Here is a 17,760-nt window from a genome sequence, read left to right as displayed (position 1 = left end):
AAGCATCATTATTCCAGGAGCCTCATGGCAATCTAAACAGCTAGTGAAGCATACTCCGCAACGAGAGGTTGACATTTTCAGCCATTACCATACGCAAAAGCCATCAAATTGGTCGTTTTTGAAAATATGAAAGCCCCGATACCCGAGTATCGGGGCTTGGCACAGCACCTAAAGCTCTTCTGCTCTCGGTCTTATGCGTCAGCATTGTCGCGGCATACAGCCGGCAGCAAGTTATCTTCTTCAGCGTCAGAATTGTTGTCGCATGTTACTTGCAGGCCATTCTGGTCGACATCAAACGAGAAGGTCACGACGTCCCCGTCCAGCCCCGTGTTGCCCGTTCCGGAGAGTGTGATTGCGATTGTGGCAGGGTCGTCGATTGTCGCTCCGGCAGTGTAATCAACTGCATCTGCGTCTGCGACCAAGGCAGAGATCACCAACTTATCAGCTATAATTTCACCTGCAGCATCTGCAGGCCAAGCACCATTGGAAGTCACTCGATCGTAGAGGTCAGCCTTGGAACCAGAGATAAGTGTTGGGAGCTCCGAAAGTCTTGCTCTCGTCGTGTAGTCTTGGTACGCAGGGATAGCGATCGCAGCCAAAATGCCGATGATTGCAACAACAATCATCAGTTCGATAAGAGTGAAACCCTTCTGGGCGTGATTGATTTGGATGTTTTTCATTATTCGACCTCTAGGTTTGTCATTGTGTTCAAACTCGACATGGCTTCGGGGCCGGCTAGGTTATGACCCACAACCGGAAGGAGCCTCGTTCAAAACAAGCATCCTGTGTGCCAACTTGTCCCGCTCAGCTTGAAACACCCTCCCACTGGCGCGAGCGCGACTTTTCGAATAGATGGGCACGAGCACTCGAAACGTGAAAAAATGTCAACTGACGTCAATGTGTGACATATTTTGTCACTATTGAGCCTGAGCGGGAGAGGCGCGACGCAATTTTTGCCACGACACCAGGCTTTACAGTTCGTGACTTTCCAAACTGCGCCCGGCCATCTAAACTCTCAAGCTATTACTCTGGGCAGATTATCAGCAACTTAGGCAGCATTCTTTATACTCTTTATGGCTACTAACAAAAGCAACGTCACCCTTACAGGTCTTGCGCGTCGGTTCGTGGAAGACGGCTTGCTCGATGAGGCAATTGCCAAAGAAGCGTTCATTCAGGCGTCTGAAAACCGCGTACCGTTAATAACATACCTGGTGCAGAACAAGCTTGCAGACAGCCGCGGACTTGCCTTTGCGGCCGCGATGGAATTCGGAATGTCTGTGCTGGACCTGACCGCATTCTTACCGGAAATGCTTCCGGAAAAGATTGTTGACGAGAAGCTGGTACGTAAACACAACGTCCTTCCACTATATAGGCGCGGTAACCGGCTCTTTGTCGCTGTGTCTGACCCGACCAACATCAAGGCTCTGGACGAAATAAAGTTCAATACCGGGCTGAGTACAGACGCAGTGCTGGTAGATGACGCCAAACTACGGGAGACTATTGACAGATATCTGGACTCCCATGACACCTCGATGGGAAACCTAGATGACGCAGACCTTGAGGGCGTTGAAACCGAGGGCGGCGACCATGAGGAAGACAGAGTTGTCGCGCTCACAGAGGTGGACGACGCGCCGATCGTAAAATACGTCAACAAAATGCTGTTGGACGCGATTCGCGGAGGTGCTTCGGATGTTCACTTTGAGCCCTATGAAAAAGTGTTTCGCGTGCGTTACCGCACCGACGGCATGCTAAAGGAGATTTCTCGACCGTCCATTAAGCTGGCTCCGAAAATATCTGCACGATTGAAAATCATGGCACAGCTGGACATTTCAGAGCGGCGCGTTCCACAGGACGGCCGTATCAAAATGAAGCTGTCCAAGACCAAGGCCATCGACTTTCGGGTCAATACCTTGCCAACGCTTTGGGGCGAAAAAATTGTTCTGCGGATCCTCGACCCCAGCCAGGCAAAAATGGGTATTGATGCGCTGGGGTATGAGGAAGACCAGAAACAGCTCTATCTGGACGCACTCAAGCAACCGCAGGGTATGATTCTGGTAACCGGCCCTACGGGTTCCGGTAAAACCGTGTCGCTGTACACCGGCCTGAACATCCTCAATACTGCTGAGATTAATATCTCCACGGCGGAGGATCCGGCCGAAATCAACCTTGAGGGTATCAATCAGGTCAACGTGAACACGAAAGTCGGCCTGGGCTTTGCCGAGGCACTGCGGGCGTTCCTTCGGCAGGATCCGGACGTAATCATGGTAGGCGAGATCCGCGACCTGGAGACGGCCAACATTGCCATTAAGGCCGCACAGACCGGCCACATGGTTCTCTCTACATTGCATACCAATAGCGCTGCGGAAACTCTCACACGAATGATGAACATGGGGGTTCCAGCATTCAACATTGCGACCTCCGTCAGCCTGATCATTGCCCAACGCCTGGGAAGACGCCTTTGTTCCTGTAAAGAGCCTTTGAATGTGCCAAGAGATATCCTTTTGGAGGAGGGGTTCACACCGGAACAAATTGATACAGGCTTCACGTTGTACCGCCCGAAGGGCTGTGATAAATGCAATGGAGGATACAAGGGTCGCGTCGGTATTTACGAAGTGGTCAAGATCAACGACGAACTGGCGAACATGATTATGGAAGAAGCCAGCTCCATTCAAATTGCAAAACAGGCGCAGGCAAACGGCTTCCGGAATCTCAGACAATCCGCCCTCAGAAAAGTCATTGAAGGTGTAACCAGTCTTGAGGAAGCCAATCGCGTGACGAAGGACTAGGCATGGCAGAAAAAGCACAGAAGATTGAAGCGTACGTTTGGGAAGGCAAAGATCGCAGGGGCAACAAGTCAAAGGGTGAATTGGCGGGATCAAACATCGCATTGGTCAAGGCGCAGCTGCGCAAGCAGGGGATTGTTCCTGACAAGGTCAAGAAAAAAGCCAAACCTTTGTTCGGCGGCAGCAAAAAGGTCACCCCATTCGACATTGCCATGCTGACTCGCCAACTCGCGACAATGATGAAGGCAGGCGTGCCTCTTGTTCAGAGCTTCGACATCGTTGCAGATGGCCTCGATAATAAGGGTTTGCAAGAACTCGTCATGAGCGTTCGCAACGATATTTCGTCTGGCACAAGTTTCGCCGGTGCTCTTCGAAAACACCCCAAGCACTTCGACGATCTGTACTGTAATCTCGTTGATTCTGGCGAAAAAGCAGGCGCTTTGGAGACGATGCTTGACCGCATTGCCACCTACCTTGAAAAAACAGAAATTCTCAAGAAAAAAGTTAAGAAAGCAATGACCTATCCAATTGCAGTTGTTGTGGTTGCAATTGTGGTGACAGCAATACTGCTTGTTAAAGTTGTTCCCCAATTCGAGTCTTTATTTCAAGGGTTTGGCGCGGACCTCCCGGTGTTTACGCAGATGGTGGTGCATTTATCTGAGTGGATGCAGCAGTGGTGGTTCGTGGTATTACTGATCATTGTGGGCTCGATATTCGCGTTTAAAAAAGCGAGACAACGCTCGCAGAAATTTTCTGATGCCATGGACCGGGTAAATCTGAAAATCCCGATTGTCGGCGAAATTCTGGATAAGTCCGCCGTGGCAAAATTTGGTAGAGTTCTCTCCACAACGTTCGCTGCGGGTGTTCCCCTTGTTGATGCCCTCGACTCCGTTGCCGGTGCGACAGGTAATGCGGTGTATCGTGATGCCATACAGAGAATCAAGGCCGACGTGTCCAGCGGTACGCAGTTACAAGCATCAATGCGTCAAGCCGACATCTTTCCGGTTATGGCGGTGCAATTGACCGCCATTGGCGAGGAATCAGGAAATCTCGATGGGATGCTCGAAAAAGTGGCTGAACATTACGAAGCAGTGGTTGACGACATGGTAGACAATCTCACCGCACTGATGGAACCCATGATTATGGCGGTTCTCGGTGTGCTTGTGGGTGGTCTGATCATCGCCATGTACCTTCCGATCTTCCAAATGGGTCAGGTCGTGGGCTAATGTTTTACCCGTGGTGTCGGGTTACGCTCCACTAACCCGACCCACCCTCCCTTCATTTTTCGCTTGTCCGGACAATCCATGCAATTCCTTGATGCTCTGCTATCCACACCCTGGCTCCTCTACTTCACTGTCATCTTCCTGTCCCTCTGCATCGGCAGTTTCCTCAACGTGGTGATCCTGCGCTTACCAAAGATGATGCAGCAGGACTGGCGCTGCCAGTGTGAGGAGTTTCTGGAGTTACCGGAGGGCCAGCGCAAGCCGGATACACCCATCACCCTCTCCTCGCCGGCTTCCACTTGCCCGGCGTGCGGCCACCGCATCCGCGCCTGGGAGAACATTCCGGTCATCAGTTATCTGTTGTTGCGGGGTCAGTGCTCCGCCTGCAAAACGCGGATCTCACCGCGCTATCCGATGATTGAGGCGATCACGGCAGCATTCTCCGTGATTACCCTGGCCATTCTGGGGCCGACGGAAGCGGCGTTGTGGGCGTTGCTGCTGGTGTGGTCGCTGGTTGCGCTGACGATGATCGATTTCGATACCCAGCTGCTGCCAGACAGCATCACGCTGCCACTGATGTGGCTGGGCCTGGTGCTGAACTATTTCGGCGTGCTGACGGACTTTCACAGTGCGTTCTGGGGCGCGGTGGCCGGTTATCTGTCGCTGTGGTCGGTGTACTGGCTGTTCAAGCTGGTGACCGGTAAAGAAGGCATGGGCCACGGGGATTTCAAGTTGCTGGCGGCGCTGGGCGCCTGGCTGGGCTGGCAGTTGCTGCCGGCGGTGATTCTGCTGTCATCGGTGGTGGGCGCCGTGGTAGGAATTTGCCTGATTGTGTTCCGTAATCGGGGACGTGAGGTACCGATTCCTTTCGGGCCCTATCTGGCGGCGGCCGGTTTGTTGTCCTTGTGGTTTGGTGCCGACATTCAGGCATGGTGGTTCGGGTTCCTGGGGGTTTGACGGTGGTAGTGATCGGTTTGACCGGCGGCATTGGCTCTGGCAAGTCCACAGTGGCGCGGCTGTTCGGGGATCTTGGGGTGCACTGGGTGGATGCGGACATCGTCGCGCGGGAAGTGGTTGAGCCGGGCACCCCGGCGCTTGCCCACATTGCTGAGCATTTCGGGCCAGACATCCTTCTGCAGGACGGCCATCTGGACCGCGCGCGGCTGCGCACGGTCGTCTTCGAGCACACAGAAGAGAGGGCGTGGCTGGAAGCGCTGCTGCACCCGGTGATCCGTGATGAGCTGATTCGCCAGCTGCATTCCCGGGATGCAGATCCAGCCTACACCCTGCCCTACGTGCTACTGGTGTCGCCCTTGCTGCTGGAAACCGACCAGCATGAACTGGTGGACAAGGTGATTGTGGTCGACGTGCCCGTGGAGGTTCAGATTGAACGCACCATGGCGCGCGACGCCAATCCCCGGGATCAGGTGGAGCGGATCATTGCCGCCCAGATGCCCCGCGAAAAACGCCTGCACAAAGCGGACGAAGTGGTTGATAATACGAAGCTGATAAGCGACGTGGAACGTCAGGTCAGTGAGCTACACACACAGTTTAAGGTGGCCTTTGGGTAAGCCTTTAATAAAGCGAACATGGGCTGTCCTCGGAATGGGCTGTTTGTTGGCCACGGCCAAGGTTAACGCCGCTGAGCCGGTGTTTGTTGTGCAAGACCCCGCCGTTGGCGATGTGCTTTCCCCCGCATCGCTGCCCCCGGATTTCTACAACTTCTCCCCCGACGAGTACTGGCTTGAGCCCAGGGATTCCTACTGGATGAATTTCAGTAACTGGGTACTGCGCCAGGAGCGCACCCAGAGCGAGCGCATCCAGGCCCTCGGCGAATGGGCGGATCGCACCTTTTCCGGGGAAGACGCCGGGCTGCCCAACAACCAGAGCTACCTGAGGCTGGGCTTTGCGACCGAGTCCGAATACGGCGACCCGGCCCAGTTCGAGCCGGAGGCCCGTTTCCGGCTGGACGTACCCACCGTGGAAGAAAAGCTGCGGCTGGTGATCGAGAGTGAGAGCGACGAGCTTATTCCCCTCTCGGAACGGCGCCGTGACCGAGCGCTCACCGAAGATGAGCGCTCGGAAACCGAGGCCACCGGGGCCCTGCGCTACCTGTCGGAGGTGGGCGACGCCATCAACCTCAGTAACGACGTGGGTGTGCGGCTGAGATTCCCCACCGACGCCTTCTGGCGCGCCACGGCAGACAAGCGCTGGCAACTGGATGAAGATTGGGGTCTGAAAGCCCAACAACGGCTTTATTATTTCCACCAGGATGGCTGGGGTGCCCGCAGTTCGATAGCGGTCGGCCGCGATCTCGGCAATGGCTGGGATTTTCTGTCCGCCAGCGAGCTGGAATGGGTCCATGACGACCGCATGTTCGACATGGCGCAAACCTTCAATTTCTACAAGCGCCTGAACAACCGCTCTACGCTGAACCCCCGCTTCGGTATCCTTGGCGAAAGCCAGCCCACCTGGCGACAAACCTCGATCTTTGCCGACCTGACCTATCGTTACCGGTTGCACAGTGACTGGTTGTTCGGCGAGATCATTCCGGCACTGGAATTCCCCCGCGACGAGAGCTTCAAGGATCGGGCTTCTCTGATTCTGCGAATCGAATTGTTTTTCTCTGGCCAAATTGACCGACGATGACCTACACCCCGCAAAACGCCCTGACCCTGACGCCTATCGCCTACACCCGCTCCTGTTTCAGCGACAAATTCGGCGTGCCCCGGCAGCCGGGACTGACCCGGTTTGCCCGCGCAGACCTGGTGATTGAGGCGCCCTTTGATCGCGAAGAGGCTTTCCGCGGACTGGAAACCGCCAGCCATCTGTGGGTGACCTTTCAGTTTCATGAGGCGGTACGCGAGGACTGGCGGCCGGTCGTGCGCCCGCCGCGGCTCGGCGGCAATCGCAAAATGGGAGTTTTTGCCAGCCGCTCGCCGTTCCGCCCCAACAGCCTGGGGTTGTCGGTGGTGCGCAATGAGGGCCTGTGCCGCAGAAACGGCCAGCTGGTACTGCAAATCAGCGATCACGATCTGATCGACGGCACCCCGATTCTTGACATCAAACCCTACCTGCCGTTCTCCGACTCAGTCCCTGAGGCCACTCTGGGCTGGGCGGACACGCCCCCCACCGACCGCATTGCGGTGGTGTTTCTCGATGAGGCCACAACCCAGCTGCAGAACCTGCCGGCGGATCGCTATCCGCAATTACGGGAGCTGATCGAGGATGTGGTCAGCTACGACCCCCGCCCCTCGTTCCGCCGGGGGCGGGACGAAGATCGCGTTTACGGGGCGCACCTGTATGATCTGAACGTGCGTTTCCGCTTTGTTTATGACAACGCCGGAGAACGTGTCGAAGTGCTAACTGTCTGTTAAACTGGCGACTGTTTGGACAAATGTTCATCAGTCACAGGGAATGCGTGTCTTGCCTTTGATCCGGTTATTCAAACGAATAGGTGTACGGCCACTGGCAGCTCGGTTGCTGGTCTACGTGTTGCTGTTCAGTGTCGTACTTTCGTTGGCAGCAACCGGCCTGCAGATGATCGGCGAATACGATCGACGTACCGAAGATCTGCGCTACACCCAGCAGCGGGCCGCAGAACTGATTTCAGGCTCGATGAGCAACAACATCTGGCTGATGAACTTCAGCGAGGTAGCCAACAGCCTGGACGACATGCGCGCCATGCCCGTGATCCAGCACGCCCGGGTGGTCACCTCCAACGGTGAGGCGTTTAGCACCGGCACCTATCCCGAGGGGCGGGTGATTTCCCAGTCGTTCCCGCTGATCCTCAACCGCCCCCAGTACACCGGCCCCCGCAACCTCGGCACGCTGACCGTGACCTCTTCTGTTGAGCAGGTGCACGACGAGCTCATGGACCGGGCTCTGTTTACCCTGCTGTTCCAGTCCCTGATCGTTACGCTGGGCACCCTGGGGCTACTGCTGATCGTGCGACTGACCCTGTCACGACATCTGGAAACCATGGCGGATTACGCCGCCCGCCTGAATCTGGACGCCCTCATCGAGCCGCTGAAACTGCGCCGCAAGGCTCCCCGGTCCGCCGATGAGCTGAGTGAGCTTGAGCAGGCCCTGAATACCATGCGCCTGCAACTGCTGGAGGACACCCGTTCCCTGCGCCAGACCACTCTGCAATCCCAGGGCGAGCGTGATGAGGCGGTGCGCGCCAACCACGCCAAGAACCAGTTTCTGGCCAACGTCAGCCACGAATTGCGCATACCGCTGCAGTCGGTGCTGGGCTACGCCACCCTCTTGAGCGACACACCGCTGGATCAGGAACAGCGGGAGTTCGTACAAACTCTGCTGAGCGCGTCCGAGAGCCTGTCCGCCATCATCAACGACCTGCTGGACATCTCCAGCATGGAGGCCGGCAAACTTGTGCTGGACGACCTGCCCTTCGACCTGCGGGAAACCCTGAACGATCTGGTGCACATGCTGGGTACCCGCGCGCGGGAAAAAGGGCTGGCGCTGGAACTGCGGGTGGATGAAAACCTGCCCTGGGCGCTTCGTGGGGACCCTGTGCGCCTGCGCCAGATCCTGCTGAATCTGACCTCCAACGCCATCAAGTTTACCGATTCTGGCCATGTGCTGATCAGCATTGAAGTGCTGGGCCGCAAGGACAACCGGGTACGCCTGCGCCTGGCGGTGGAAGACACCGGGGTCGGCATCAACCCGGAAGACACTCCGCTGGTGTACGAGCCCTACGTGCAACTGGGCCAGAGCTTCCAGCGCCAGCTCCCCGGTGCCGGCCTGGGTCTGACCATCTGCCGCCAGCTGGTCAAACTGATGGACGGCTCCCTGGACCTGGAAAGCCGGCCCGGCGAAGGCTCCACCTTCTGGGTGGAGGTGTCGCTGCCGGTGGCGCCGGAGAGCACCACCCGCGTCCGTCCTGATACCCGCATGATCCGTGGCAAGCGCATTCTGGTGGTGGACTCCTATGAGCTGTCCCGCAAGATTACCCTGGAAATGCTGTCCCGCTTTGAATTGCAGATCGAGGCCGTGAAGGCCGCCGGTGAGGCCCTGACCTCCGTGCGGCTGGCTTCCGATAACCAGCAACCCTACGACGCGATTGTGCTGGACGGTTTTGTACCGGATATGGACAGCGATCTGCTGTGCCGCCAGATCCGCAGTAACCCGCAGTGGACCGACACCCGCCTGCTGGTGTTGTCATCCAACCCCCAGCGGGGCGATGCCGAGCATTTCCGCCAGGCCGGTGCCGACGCGTTCCTGAGCAAATCACTGCGGGAATCCTGCCTGACCCCCATTCTGCATCAGCTGTTTGCTGACCGCGCTGCCGGTGACCGGCGTTTCCTGACCCGCTTCTCCCTGCAGGCGGTCAGTGACACCTCCCGCCGTCGCGAGCTGCCCTGCGGCCGCATGCGGGTGCTGCTGGTGGAAGACAATCCGGTCAACCGCACCCTGACCCGGCGCCTGCTGGAAAAACTGGGTTGCGATGTGATGACCGCCAACGACGGTGAGGCGGCCGCCAGTTTGTGGCAATGGCACCCATTCGACCTGGTGTTCATGGATTGCGTGATGCCGCGGGTAGACGGGTTTGAAGCCACCCGCCGGTTGCGCCAGTGGGAAAGCGAGAAAAGCCGTAGCCGGGTACCGGTGGTAGCTCTGACCGCCAGCGCCATGGAAGAGGACGAGGAAAAATGCCGCGTGGCCGGTATGGATTCCTTTGTTGCCAAGCCTGTCAATATTGAAATGTTGCGGGCAGTACTGGAACAATACTGCAGTATGTCCACACCATCCTGAAGGTTGTTATGAACGTAGAGTGCCCCAACTGCAAAAAATCCGTGGAATGGAGCGAAAAAAATCCCTTTCGCCCGTTTTGCTGCGAACGCTGTAAACTGATCGACCTGGGTGCCTGGGCCAACGAAGAATACCGGGTGCCGGCCCAGAATGTGTCACCGGACGATCTTGACCAGCTCGACGCCATTGACTCCCAGGACGGAAACACCCGTCACTAAAGCCTTATTAACAAGCCCTTACCCCGTTTTAAGTTGAGCCTCCCGCGTCAGCTCGGTACCATTTTACGAATTCACTGACCCATAAAAGGTAGAAGAATGAAATTGACCCGTATGTCCGTTCTTGCCCTGTCTCTGGCCGCTGCACCGGCCATGGCAGCTGATCTCGACCTGAGCCTCACCAACGATTCCGTGAAGGGCCAGGTGAACTTCTTCGGCGTGAACTCCGACCTGCAGTTGGGTACCGGCTACACCTACCATGAGGGCAGCCGCCACATCGGCAACGTGGATTTCCACGCCCAGGGCCGCACCGCACTGGGCAATCTGCCCACCACCGCCGGCATCGGCCTGCGTGCCATCGGCTGGGACGATGACGATCTGGACGGCGGCGCCGTGGCCCTCGGTGGTTTCGCGACCGTCAACATTCCCGACGTGCCTGGCCTGTCTGTGACCGGTGGCCTGCACTATGCGCCGAGCATCCTGTCGTTCGGTGACTCCGAGGACATGACCAGCCTGGAGCTGCGCGCCAGCTACCGCGTGATTCGCAACGCCGAAGTGTTCGCCGGATACCGGTACCTGAACACCGATCTGGATTCCCCGCTGCGCGGCGACGTGAATCTGGACGAAGGCGTGATGGCAGGCATGAAGATCTTCTTCTGAACCTGACTGTTCCTTCGATTGAGTCAGCGGGCGCCCCATCGGGCGCCCGTTTTCGTTTCGTGCCCTGCCTCACTCTTTGCAACCGGCGCCCTTGCTAGACTGCCCGCTCATGTTTCGGGAATGGACTATCACTGGCATGGTTTCGCACGCTTTCTCTGGTCATCACGAATCCCCTCACCTGCTCGGACGTCCCGGGCTTCGCCTGCTGACGCTGATCCTGACCGCCGCCCTACTCAGCGCATGCGGGGGCAGCAGCGCGACAGACGAAGCGGGATCCCGGGGCAACAGTTTCCCGCCGGCCAAGAATGCATTGGATGATTTCAGCTCCGGCAGCACCGGTGATTCCAACAACACCAACGGACTGGCGCAGAACGAGGTCCGTGTCACCGTGGAGGTGCCCGCAGCGGTGGCACCAAACGGCGAGCCCACCCGTCGGAACCTGCGTATCGTGGCGCCGGACCGGCTCGAGGTGTATCGCACCGACCCCAGTCTGCGCCCTCTGGGCTCTGTGAATATATCCCGGCGCACCGAGGATAATGGCCGCGAGGTCATAGCATTTGAAGACGGCCTGCCTCTGGCGCCGGATGTCATCATCGAGGCGGTTTACGGCAACACCCGCATGCGGGCCCTGGCGGCGGATTCGGATCGGGACGTGAAGGTAAATCCGTTCTCCGAGTACCTGGTGACCAACACCCTGGCTGGCTATTCCAACACCCAGTTCCGCGTGATTCTGGACTGCGTGGACGACGCCAGCGGCGAGCTGTGCCTGAACAAGTATGTGTGGTCCACCCTGACTGATCAGGTACACGATTTCGAAATTGACATTCCGGACGACCGGGATCTCGGTGAAGCGCTGGATCTGCTGGGCAATCGTGGCGATTTCGCCGGCTACGTCGCCAGCATGGCAGAGTATGCGCTGCTGGATGAGCAGTCTTCCGGGCGGATCAGTGCCAGCTCCGCCGATTACAATTCGGTGTTCGTGGGCATGGAGCTGGGCCAGACATTCCGGGAACCCAGTATTGCCGGTTCCGGCCAGTGGGGTGTTCGCACCGCCCAGGAAGAAAGCGTGACCGACAACAACGGCACCGGCTACGTCTACCCGGCCCTGACGCTAACGAGTTTCGACGCTTTCAACATTCGGGTGACGTCTCTGGCCAACGACATTCCCTACGATCGCGAGGCACTCATCCATCAGGTCGGCAATAACTTCTTCGAACGCGGCTCCGACCAGTGGGATCTCAACACCCACGCGTCCTCACCGGGCGCAGCCACGCTCGTGGACGAAACTCGCCTGCTGGCCGGGCGCGCGTTATACCAGAGCATTACCGGCGAAGGCAGTTCCGAAATCATCGGCTGGACCCGAAACCCCTACTATCTGGATGCCTTTGTCAGCGCCACCGGTGGCGACAACGACGCTCCGGACCGGGTGTTGAGCGGCTACTTCAGTGCCGGCAAAGCCATTGAGCTGGAATCCAGCGCCGGTGAACTGAAACGCCGCCGCACCCTGGAAGATCATTACGTTTCGGTGCTTGAGGTCAATCTCCTGCGGGATCAGGGGTTCAGCCTCGAGTCATTGAATGGCAAAGACTACAACGTGGTGTACCTCGCCAGCCGTTTCAGCGAGGGCAGCGAACCCATACAGGTTGAATCCGGCGCAGGGACATGGGGTATCAGTGGCAACACGGTGGCGCAGGTCATGCCCACCCTCACCATTGCGCGGGCCAGTGACGGCACCGTGAGCGGTCCGGTGGCTGGCATTCGCGATGGAAACCGGACCATCAGTACCCGGCCCTCAAGACTCAGCGTCGGAGACCGGGAGATTGGCCGGCTCAACCTGGACATCAGCAATTCCGCCGGTCAATTCGGCACCCCGCAGCTGGGTGCAGGCGCCAGTAACCCGGATGGCTCGCTCCTGGCGTTCAATCTGGACAACGGCGTGACCGGCGACGGCATGCTGGTGGCTGCCGAGCAGGCCGCCAGCGCGCCCGCATCCGGACGCTTTCGGCTTCAGGGATTCAGCATGGGGCTGGCTTTCGGCGAGAACCGGCTCCGCCATTTTGACAATGCCCTGCTCACCATCAACTCGTCCAGCGACGCAACCCTGGCGCAACGCACCATCGACATTGTGCATTCCGTAGCAACGGAGAGTGTCTCCACGCCGGTGCTGGATGACGGAGACAATGTAGCGCTCGCCTACACTGCGGGTATGGGCGGCCAGGTGACCTTTGCGGCGGGGGATCTCACGCTGGAAGGCTTTGTGACTGCCGACCAGGACCAGTTTTTCCTGCAATTACGAGACAGCGCCGCCGGCGAGCAGAGCCTCGGTTTGTTGATCGCCACCCGCCTTCCGGACTGATTGTCGGGTTAGCGCAGCGTAACCCGACGCCCGTCTCAACCTGGCGTAAAACCGGCGTATAACCTGTTATAATTCGAGGTATGTCGAATCTATCGCGAGGTTTTATGTCTGCTGGACTCCGGGCGCTTTTGCTGGTTCTTCCTCTGGTGGCTGCGGTCATCTGGGGCAGTATTCACACACCGGATCCCGTCCCGGGCGAAGACGATGACGTCGCTCTCTCGTCCCTTCCCCCTCTGCCCTCCTGGGCAGGCGACGCGCTGCCGGATTTCAACCAGTACCGGGATGCCACCGAACGCAAGGCGGCTTTTTTCTCATTCCTCTATCCCCGCATTGTGCTGGCCAATTCCCGCATCCTGATTGAACGGGATTATCTGGAGGCGCTCTCCCGAAAAGACCAGCTCAGCAGCACCGAGCGCACCTGGCTGGCAAATCAAGCGCAGCGGCTGAGGGTTGACGAAGAACCCGGAAGCCCCGAGCTGTTCGATCTGCTGCGCAAACGGCTGGATGTCATATCACCGTCGCTGGTGCTTGCCCAGGCCGCCAACGAATCCGCCTGGGGTACGTCGCGTTTCGCCACCCGGGGCAACAACTTGTTCGGCCAGTGGTGTTTCTCCAAGGGCTGCGGGCTGGTGCCCCTGGGACGTGCCGAGGGGGCCACCCACGAAGTGGAGAAATTTGCCTCTCCCTATCGCTCGGTGCGGGCTTATATCCAGAACCTGAACCGCCACCCGACCTATCAGGTATTACGGGATGTGCGTCTGGAACAACGGGCCAACGGCAAGCTGGCGTCGGGGTCGGCACTGGCTGCCGGCCTGATCGGCTATTCCGAACGCGGCGAAGACTATGTAAGAGAGATTCGCAGCATGATCCGCTACAACAACCTCAACTACTTTGACCTGGCGTTCAGCGACTCGGTGGACGGCAGCACCAGCATAAAGCTGAAGCAGTTGGCCTCGGCCAGCCGAGAGAACAGCCTCATGCCTGACCACAAAACCGCGGATTGACGCATTACCGGGGGATTTCCAACGATGCTAGACTTTTTACCTGCGCCGCTGAAAGGCACACTGGCGGCGCTGCTGATACTGCTGAACACCCTGATCCTGTTTCCGGTGCTGATTGTGTTTGCGCTGCTGAAACTGATCATCCCGGTGACGTCCGTTCGCAAGCTTTGTACCGTTGCCCTCAACACCATCGCGTTTATCTGGATCGGCTTCAATAACCGGTTCCTGGATCTGCTTCACCGGATCGACTGGGACGTGCGCGGCGCCGAGAATCTGAGCCGGGAGCACTGGTACTTCGTGACCTGCAACCACCAGAGCTGGGCCGATATCCCCGCCATTCAGTATGTGCTCAACAGCCGCATTCCCCTGCTGAAATTCTTTCTGAAAAAAGAACTGATCTGGGTGCCTTTTCTCGGCGTGGCCTGGTGGGCACTGGATTTTCCGTTCATGCACCGGCACACCAAAGAACAAATCGCCCGCCGGCCTGAGCTCAAGGGCAAAGACATTGCCGCCACCCAGGCCGCCTGCGAGAAATTCCGCTACACGCCGGTCACCATCTTCAACTTCATGGAAGGCACGCGCCTGACCCCCGCCAAGCACGCGGGCCAGAAGTCTCCGTACAAGCATCTCCTCAAGCCACGGGCCGGTGGCACGGCCTTCGTGCTGGGCGCCATGGGTGAGATGCTGCACACCATGCTGGATGTGAGCATTGTGTACCCGGATGGCAACTCCGGCTTCTGGGATTTTTTGTGTGGACGCACCCGCCGCATCGTTATCGACGTTCAGGTGCGGGAAATTCCCCAGCGTTTCCTGGGCATGGATTATGAGGGCAGCCGCCAGGTGAGAACGGATTTCCAGCGCTGGGTCAGTCAGTTATGGGCGGAAAAAGACGCGCGGATCGAAGCTCTCAAGAACGAAACCGAAGGCAACCCGGCAAACGTAGGTCGGGTCAGCGAAGCGTAACCTGACATCCGACACTCGGCACCCGCTCACAGAAGCCCCAGCTCCCGCGCCCGAACGATGGCCTGGGTGCGGGATTTCACCTCCAGCTTGGCGTTGATGCGCCGGGCATGGGTTTTCACCGTGTGCAAAGAGATGTGCAGGCGGTCGGCAATCTCCTGGTTGGAGAAACCGTTGGCGATCAGCTCCAGCACCCCCTGCTCCCGGTCACTGATAGGCTCGGCCAGCGGTACGGCGTTGACCTTGGCGGCTGACAAACCATAAAGCTGCCCCAGCGCGCGGGTAAACTCGCCCTCCGGCAATTGCGGATAGGTTTTCTCCATCAGCTCGCTCATTTCTGCTCGCAACTCTGCGAAAGGGCTGATGAAATGCTCGCGCGCGGCCACATTGACCGCCTGGGACAGCAGTTTCTGGGCCGCGCCGACACCCTTCTCCCGCAGGACCACCACGCTTTCCAGCAACCGCAGATGCAGATCTACCGCAAACGGTGTCACCCGCCCACTGTTGAGCCGGATGCTCCTGAGCGAATCTGCGGCTTTCACATCATCACCACGGGCCAGTGCAATACGCACCTGCAGTGCATCCAGCAAACCGGGCATCATGGGGATCAACTCGGGTACCCGACGGCTGGCCCGGTAGGGCTGCAGGCGCTCCATGGCATGGCTTGCGCTCTCGATATTGCCCGTCGCCAGCCAGCAACTGGCTTTCAGCGCCTCCAGAACAGGCAGATAGGCCGATTCGTCCACCTGCCAGGCATGCATGGTGCGCTCTGCCCTGCCGATCCACACAAACGCGTCCTCTAGTCGCCCTTGAGTACGGCAGATCAGCACCCGCAAGGCCATGGCCAGCAACAAGCCCAGGTCATGGGTCTGTTCTGCGTGCCGGCCACAGGAGACCAGCAGTCGATCCGCTTCCGCCTGGCGCCCCTGGTGCCAGAGCACCAGTACCAGATTGAGCTGCAGGCGTGTCTCGCCGACCCGGGTCGGGCGCAGGGTCTCATTCATGATGGTATCGAGCCCGGTACGCAGCAGTTGCTCTGCATGGCGCAAGGCGCCCTTACCGAGCTCAATCCGCGCGTGGGTGTATACCGCCAGTACTTCCGCCCCCATGTCTCCGGCTTCCCGCGCCAAACGGGTCGTCGCGCGGTTCGCCTCACGGGCTTCGGCAAATCGACCGGCAGCGCAGAGCGCACTGGATCGCACCATTTGCGTTACCAACTGCCCCTGGGTGGACAGTGTCTCGGCCGACAGCGCAAGGTCAGCGGCTTCCAGCGCCTCCTCAACGTGACCTTCACCCCGCAGGATAAACGCCTTGAGCGCGTTGATGCGGCCCGCCATGGCGTCGCTGTCCTGCGCCTCAAGGCCGTCCAACAACGCTCTTGCCTGCCCGAACTGGCCGCCGATGGCATGGACCCAGCTGTACACCACACGCAGCCGCGCGCTTTGCTCCAGCAACCCCATAGGCAGCGTGCGGCGCAGGCGCAGAAGCGACGCCGTATCCTGTCCGATCAGCAGCGCTTCTGAGCCTTCAGACGCAATGCGCACCGCCTCATCACTGTTCTCCGACAACAACGCATACCGGAGGGCTTCCGGCAGCTGACCGCGCTGGCTGAACCAGCGGCTGGCCGCCAGCGCCCGCTCGCAAGCGCCATCAAGAACAGAACTTCGCAGCCATTCGTGCAGCAACGGATTGAAACGAAACCAGCGTCCACGCCCGGACAGCGAACGCAGCGGGAGCCCCGCTTCCGCCGCCACCGAAGGCCGGAATCCCGGATCGCAGGCAGGATCCGTCAGGCACCCGAACAGGTCGTCCGACACCAGATCCATCTCTGCCATGATTCGCAAAGACCGTTGTTGTGGCGGAGTCAGACGGGCAAGCACAGAGTCCCGGAGAAACCGTTCAACGCTGATGGTTTCCTGGATCGGCACCCGTGATTCCGCCAACGCCGAGAGCTCGCGTTGATACAGTGCAAGAGGCGTTACCCAGCCATCAGTGATGGAATAAAGATGATCCACAGCCACCGTGGTCAATTGGCTGGTGGCCAGAGCACGGTCATAGAACTCAAAGGTTTCCCGGCGGGTGAGCTCCAGGGATTCCGGTCCGAAACGAGTGAACCGGCCTTCCAGTTCCGACTTATGGGTTTCAAAGGGCAACGGCTTGCGGGATACCATCGCCAGCGACAGTCCTTTTGGCAGCTCGACCAGTAACTGCTCGAGTAGCTCAATAACCACCGGATGGCTCAGAGCACCAAGGTTATCCAGCACCAGCACGCCATTACGATCAACCTGCTGCCAATACTCATTGGCCAGCATCAATGACAGGGCCTCGCTGAGGTTGGCCGATGAGTGAATCAGGGAGGTATCCGCAGGGGCCTGGGGATTCAGAGCAATGGATAACAAGGTCAGCAGGCGGGACGGCTCGTTGTCCTGAACTGTGAAGCCGATCCATTTGACCCGCTCCGACGGACAGCTGGCTGCATGCAAAGCGGATAGCAAGGCATGAGATTTACCGTAGCCACAGGGTCCCTCAAGATACACTACCGCGCCGGGTTCAAGCGCAGCCTGAATCCTGGCCGTGAGCGCCGGTCGTTTGAGATCCCCGGAAGGTGGAGACGGAATCCGGACCCGCTGCTTGAGCAGATCCCTGACCAGTTCACCACGATAACTCCCGGCCGCAACTGACTGGAACTCGTCGTTGGCGGCACTGCCATCGTCAAATGGTTTCACACTTCGCCCCGTTCAAGACCGGCAAAGGGGCACGCGAAATACCCCATCGTTTCCGGAATAT

The 17,760-nt window shown here is 58.7% G+C and carries 14 protein-coding genes and 1 pseudogene; 12 read left to right on the top strand and 3 right to left on the bottom strand.

Annotation, left to right across the window (positions count from 1 at the left end; all coding sequences use genetic code 11):
* Positions 1–191: 191 nt before the first annotated feature.
* Complete coding sequence (locus tag MLC70_RS08515; RefSeq protein WP_248183084.1) at positions 192–527, bottom strand: pilin; 336 nt, start codon at positions 525–527, stop codon at positions 192–194.
* A 32-nt stretch (positions 528–559) separates the two neighbouring features.
* Positions 560–680, bottom strand: a pseudogene (locus tag MLC70_RS18750) (prepilin-type N-terminal cleavage/methylation domain-containing protein); the annotation flags it as partial.
* A 393-nt stretch (positions 681–1,073) separates the two neighbouring features.
* Between MLC70_RS18750 and pilB the strand changes: the two are divergent.
* The 12 genes from pilB (at position 1,074) to MLC70_RS08450 (ending at position 14,976) form a co-directional block, all read left to right on the top strand.
* Positions 1,074–2,786: a type IV-A pilus assembly ATPase PilB gene (gene pilB, locus MLC70_RS08505; protein ID WP_248183003.1), complete on the top strand. Its 1,713-nt coding sequence runs from the start codon at positions 1,074–1,076 to the stop codon at positions 2,784–2,786.
* 2 nt (positions 2,787–2,788) lie between these two features.
* A complete protein-coding gene (locus MLC70_RS08500; protein WP_248183002.1) occupies positions 2,789–4,009 on the top strand; it encodes a type II secretion system F family protein in 1,221 nt (406 codons plus the stop codon).
* Between the two features lie 78 nt (positions 4,010–4,087).
* Positions 4,088–4,963, top strand: a complete 876-nt coding sequence (locus tag MLC70_RS08495) for a prepilin peptidase (RefSeq protein WP_248183001.1) — start codon at positions 4,088–4,090, stop codon at positions 4,961–4,963.
* Complete coding sequence (coaE, locus tag MLC70_RS08490) at positions 4,936–5,577, top strand: dephospho-CoA kinase (protein WP_427902096.1); 642 nt, start codon at positions 4,936–4,938, stop codon at positions 5,575–5,577. The genes MLC70_RS08495 and coaE overlap by 28 nt, the downstream gene beginning before the upstream one ends.
* 88 nt (positions 5,578–5,665) lie before the next feature.
* Positions 5,666–6,655 (top strand): hypothetical protein, encoded by a 990-nt coding sequence (locus MLC70_RS08485; protein ID WP_248183000.1) that lies wholly within the window; start codon positions 5,666–5,668, stop codon positions 6,653–6,655.
* Positions 6,652–7,383: a tRNA (N6-threonylcarbamoyladenosine(37)-N6)-methyltransferase TrmO gene (gene tsaA, locus MLC70_RS08480; RefSeq protein ID WP_248182998.1), complete on the top strand. Its 732-nt coding sequence runs from the start codon at positions 6,652–6,654 to the stop codon at positions 7,381–7,383. Before MLC70_RS08485 ends, tsaA begins: the two co-directional genes overlap by 4 nt.
* A 49-nt stretch (positions 7,384–7,432) precedes the next feature.
* On the top strand, positions 7,433–9,784 hold the full coding sequence (locus MLC70_RS08475) for a hybrid sensor histidine kinase/response regulator (RefSeq protein WP_248182997.1): 2,352 nt from the start codon (positions 7,433–7,435) through the stop codon (positions 9,782–9,784).
* An 8-nt stretch (positions 9,785–9,792) separates the two neighbouring features.
* Positions 9,793–9,999 carry a DNA gyrase inhibitor YacG gene (gene yacG / locus MLC70_RS08470; RefSeq protein WP_248182995.1) on the top strand — a complete coding sequence of 69 codons (207 nt, stop codon included), beginning with the start codon at positions 9,793–9,795 and terminating at the stop codon, positions 9,997–9,999.
* Between the two features lie 96 nt (positions 10,000–10,095).
* On the top strand, positions 10,096–10,656 hold the full coding sequence (locus tag MLC70_RS08465; protein ID WP_248182994.1) for a YfaZ family outer membrane protein: 561 nt from the start codon (positions 10,096–10,098) through the stop codon (positions 10,654–10,656).
* Between the two features lie 136 nt (positions 10,657–10,792).
* Complete coding sequence (locus tag MLC70_RS08460) at positions 10,793–13,012, top strand: hypothetical protein (RefSeq protein WP_248182992.1); 2,220 nt, start codon at positions 10,793–10,795, stop codon at positions 13,010–13,012.
* A gap of 104 nt (positions 13,013–13,116) precedes the next feature.
* Complete coding sequence (locus tag MLC70_RS08455) at positions 13,117–14,016, top strand: glucosaminidase domain-containing protein (protein WP_248182990.1); 900 nt, start codon at positions 13,117–13,119, stop codon at positions 14,014–14,016.
* 24 nt (positions 14,017–14,040) lie between these two features.
* Positions 14,041–14,976: a 1-acylglycerol-3-phosphate O-acyltransferase, YihG family gene (locus MLC70_RS08450; RefSeq protein ID WP_248182989.1), complete on the top strand. Its 936-nt coding sequence runs from the start codon at positions 14,041–14,043 to the stop codon at positions 14,974–14,976.
* A 26-nt stretch (positions 14,977–15,002) separates the two neighbouring features.
* Here the strand turns inward: MLC70_RS08450 and MLC70_RS08445 are convergent, their stop codons facing one another.
* The gene (locus tag MLC70_RS08445; RefSeq protein ID WP_248182986.1) at positions 15,003–17,699 is read right to left on the bottom strand and encodes a LuxR C-terminal-related transcriptional regulator; all 2,697 of its coding nucleotides are present in this window, start codon (positions 17,697–17,699) and stop codon (positions 15,003–15,005) included.
* Between the last annotated feature and the right edge of the window lie 61 nt (positions 17,700–17,760).

The sequence above is a fragment of the Marinobacter goseongensis genome, from assembly GCF_023156235.1.
In the GTDB taxonomy this organism is placed as follows: Bacteria; Pseudomonadota; Gammaproteobacteria; order Pseudomonadales; family Oleiphilaceae; genus Marinobacter; species Marinobacter goseongensis.
This window is presented reverse-complemented; position numbering and strand designations above follow the sequence as displayed.

Coding starts and splice junctions, on each gene's coding strand:
- MLC70_RS08455 (WP_248182990.1), top strand. CDS start 13,117: ATGTCTGCTGGACTCCGGGCGCTTTTGCTGGTTCTTCCTCTGGTGGCT.
- MLC70_RS08500 (WP_248183002.1), top strand. CDS start 2,789: ATGGCAGAAAAAGCACAGAAGATTGAAGCGTACGTTTGGGAAGGCAAA.
- pilB (WP_248183003.1), top strand. CDS start 1,074: ATGGCTACTAACAAAAGCAACGTCACCCTTACAGGTCTTGCGCGTCGG.
- MLC70_RS08465 (WP_248182994.1), top strand. CDS start 10,096: ATGAAATTGACCCGTATGTCCGTTCTTGCCCTGTCTCTGGCCGCTGCA.
- MLC70_RS08460 (WP_248182992.1), top strand. CDS start 10,793: ATGGTTTCGCACGCTTTCTCTGGTCATCACGAATCCCCTCACCTGCTC.
- yacG (WP_248182995.1), top strand. CDS start 9,793: ATGAACGTAGAGTGCCCCAACTGCAAAAAATCCGTGGAATGGAGCGAA.
- tsaA (WP_248182998.1), top strand. CDS start 6,652: ATGACCTACACCCCGCAAAACGCCCTGACCCTGACGCCTATCGCCTAC.
- coaE (WP_427902096.1), top strand. CDS start 4,936: ATGGTGGTTCGGGTTCCTGGGGGTTTGACGGTGGTAGTGATCGGTTTG.
- MLC70_RS08450 (WP_248182989.1), top strand. CDS start 14,041: ATGCTAGACTTTTTACCTGCGCCGCTGAAAGGCACACTGGCGGCGCTG.
- MLC70_RS08495 (WP_248183001.1), top strand. CDS start 4,088: ATGCAATTCCTTGATGCTCTGCTATCCACACCCTGGCTCCTCTACTTC.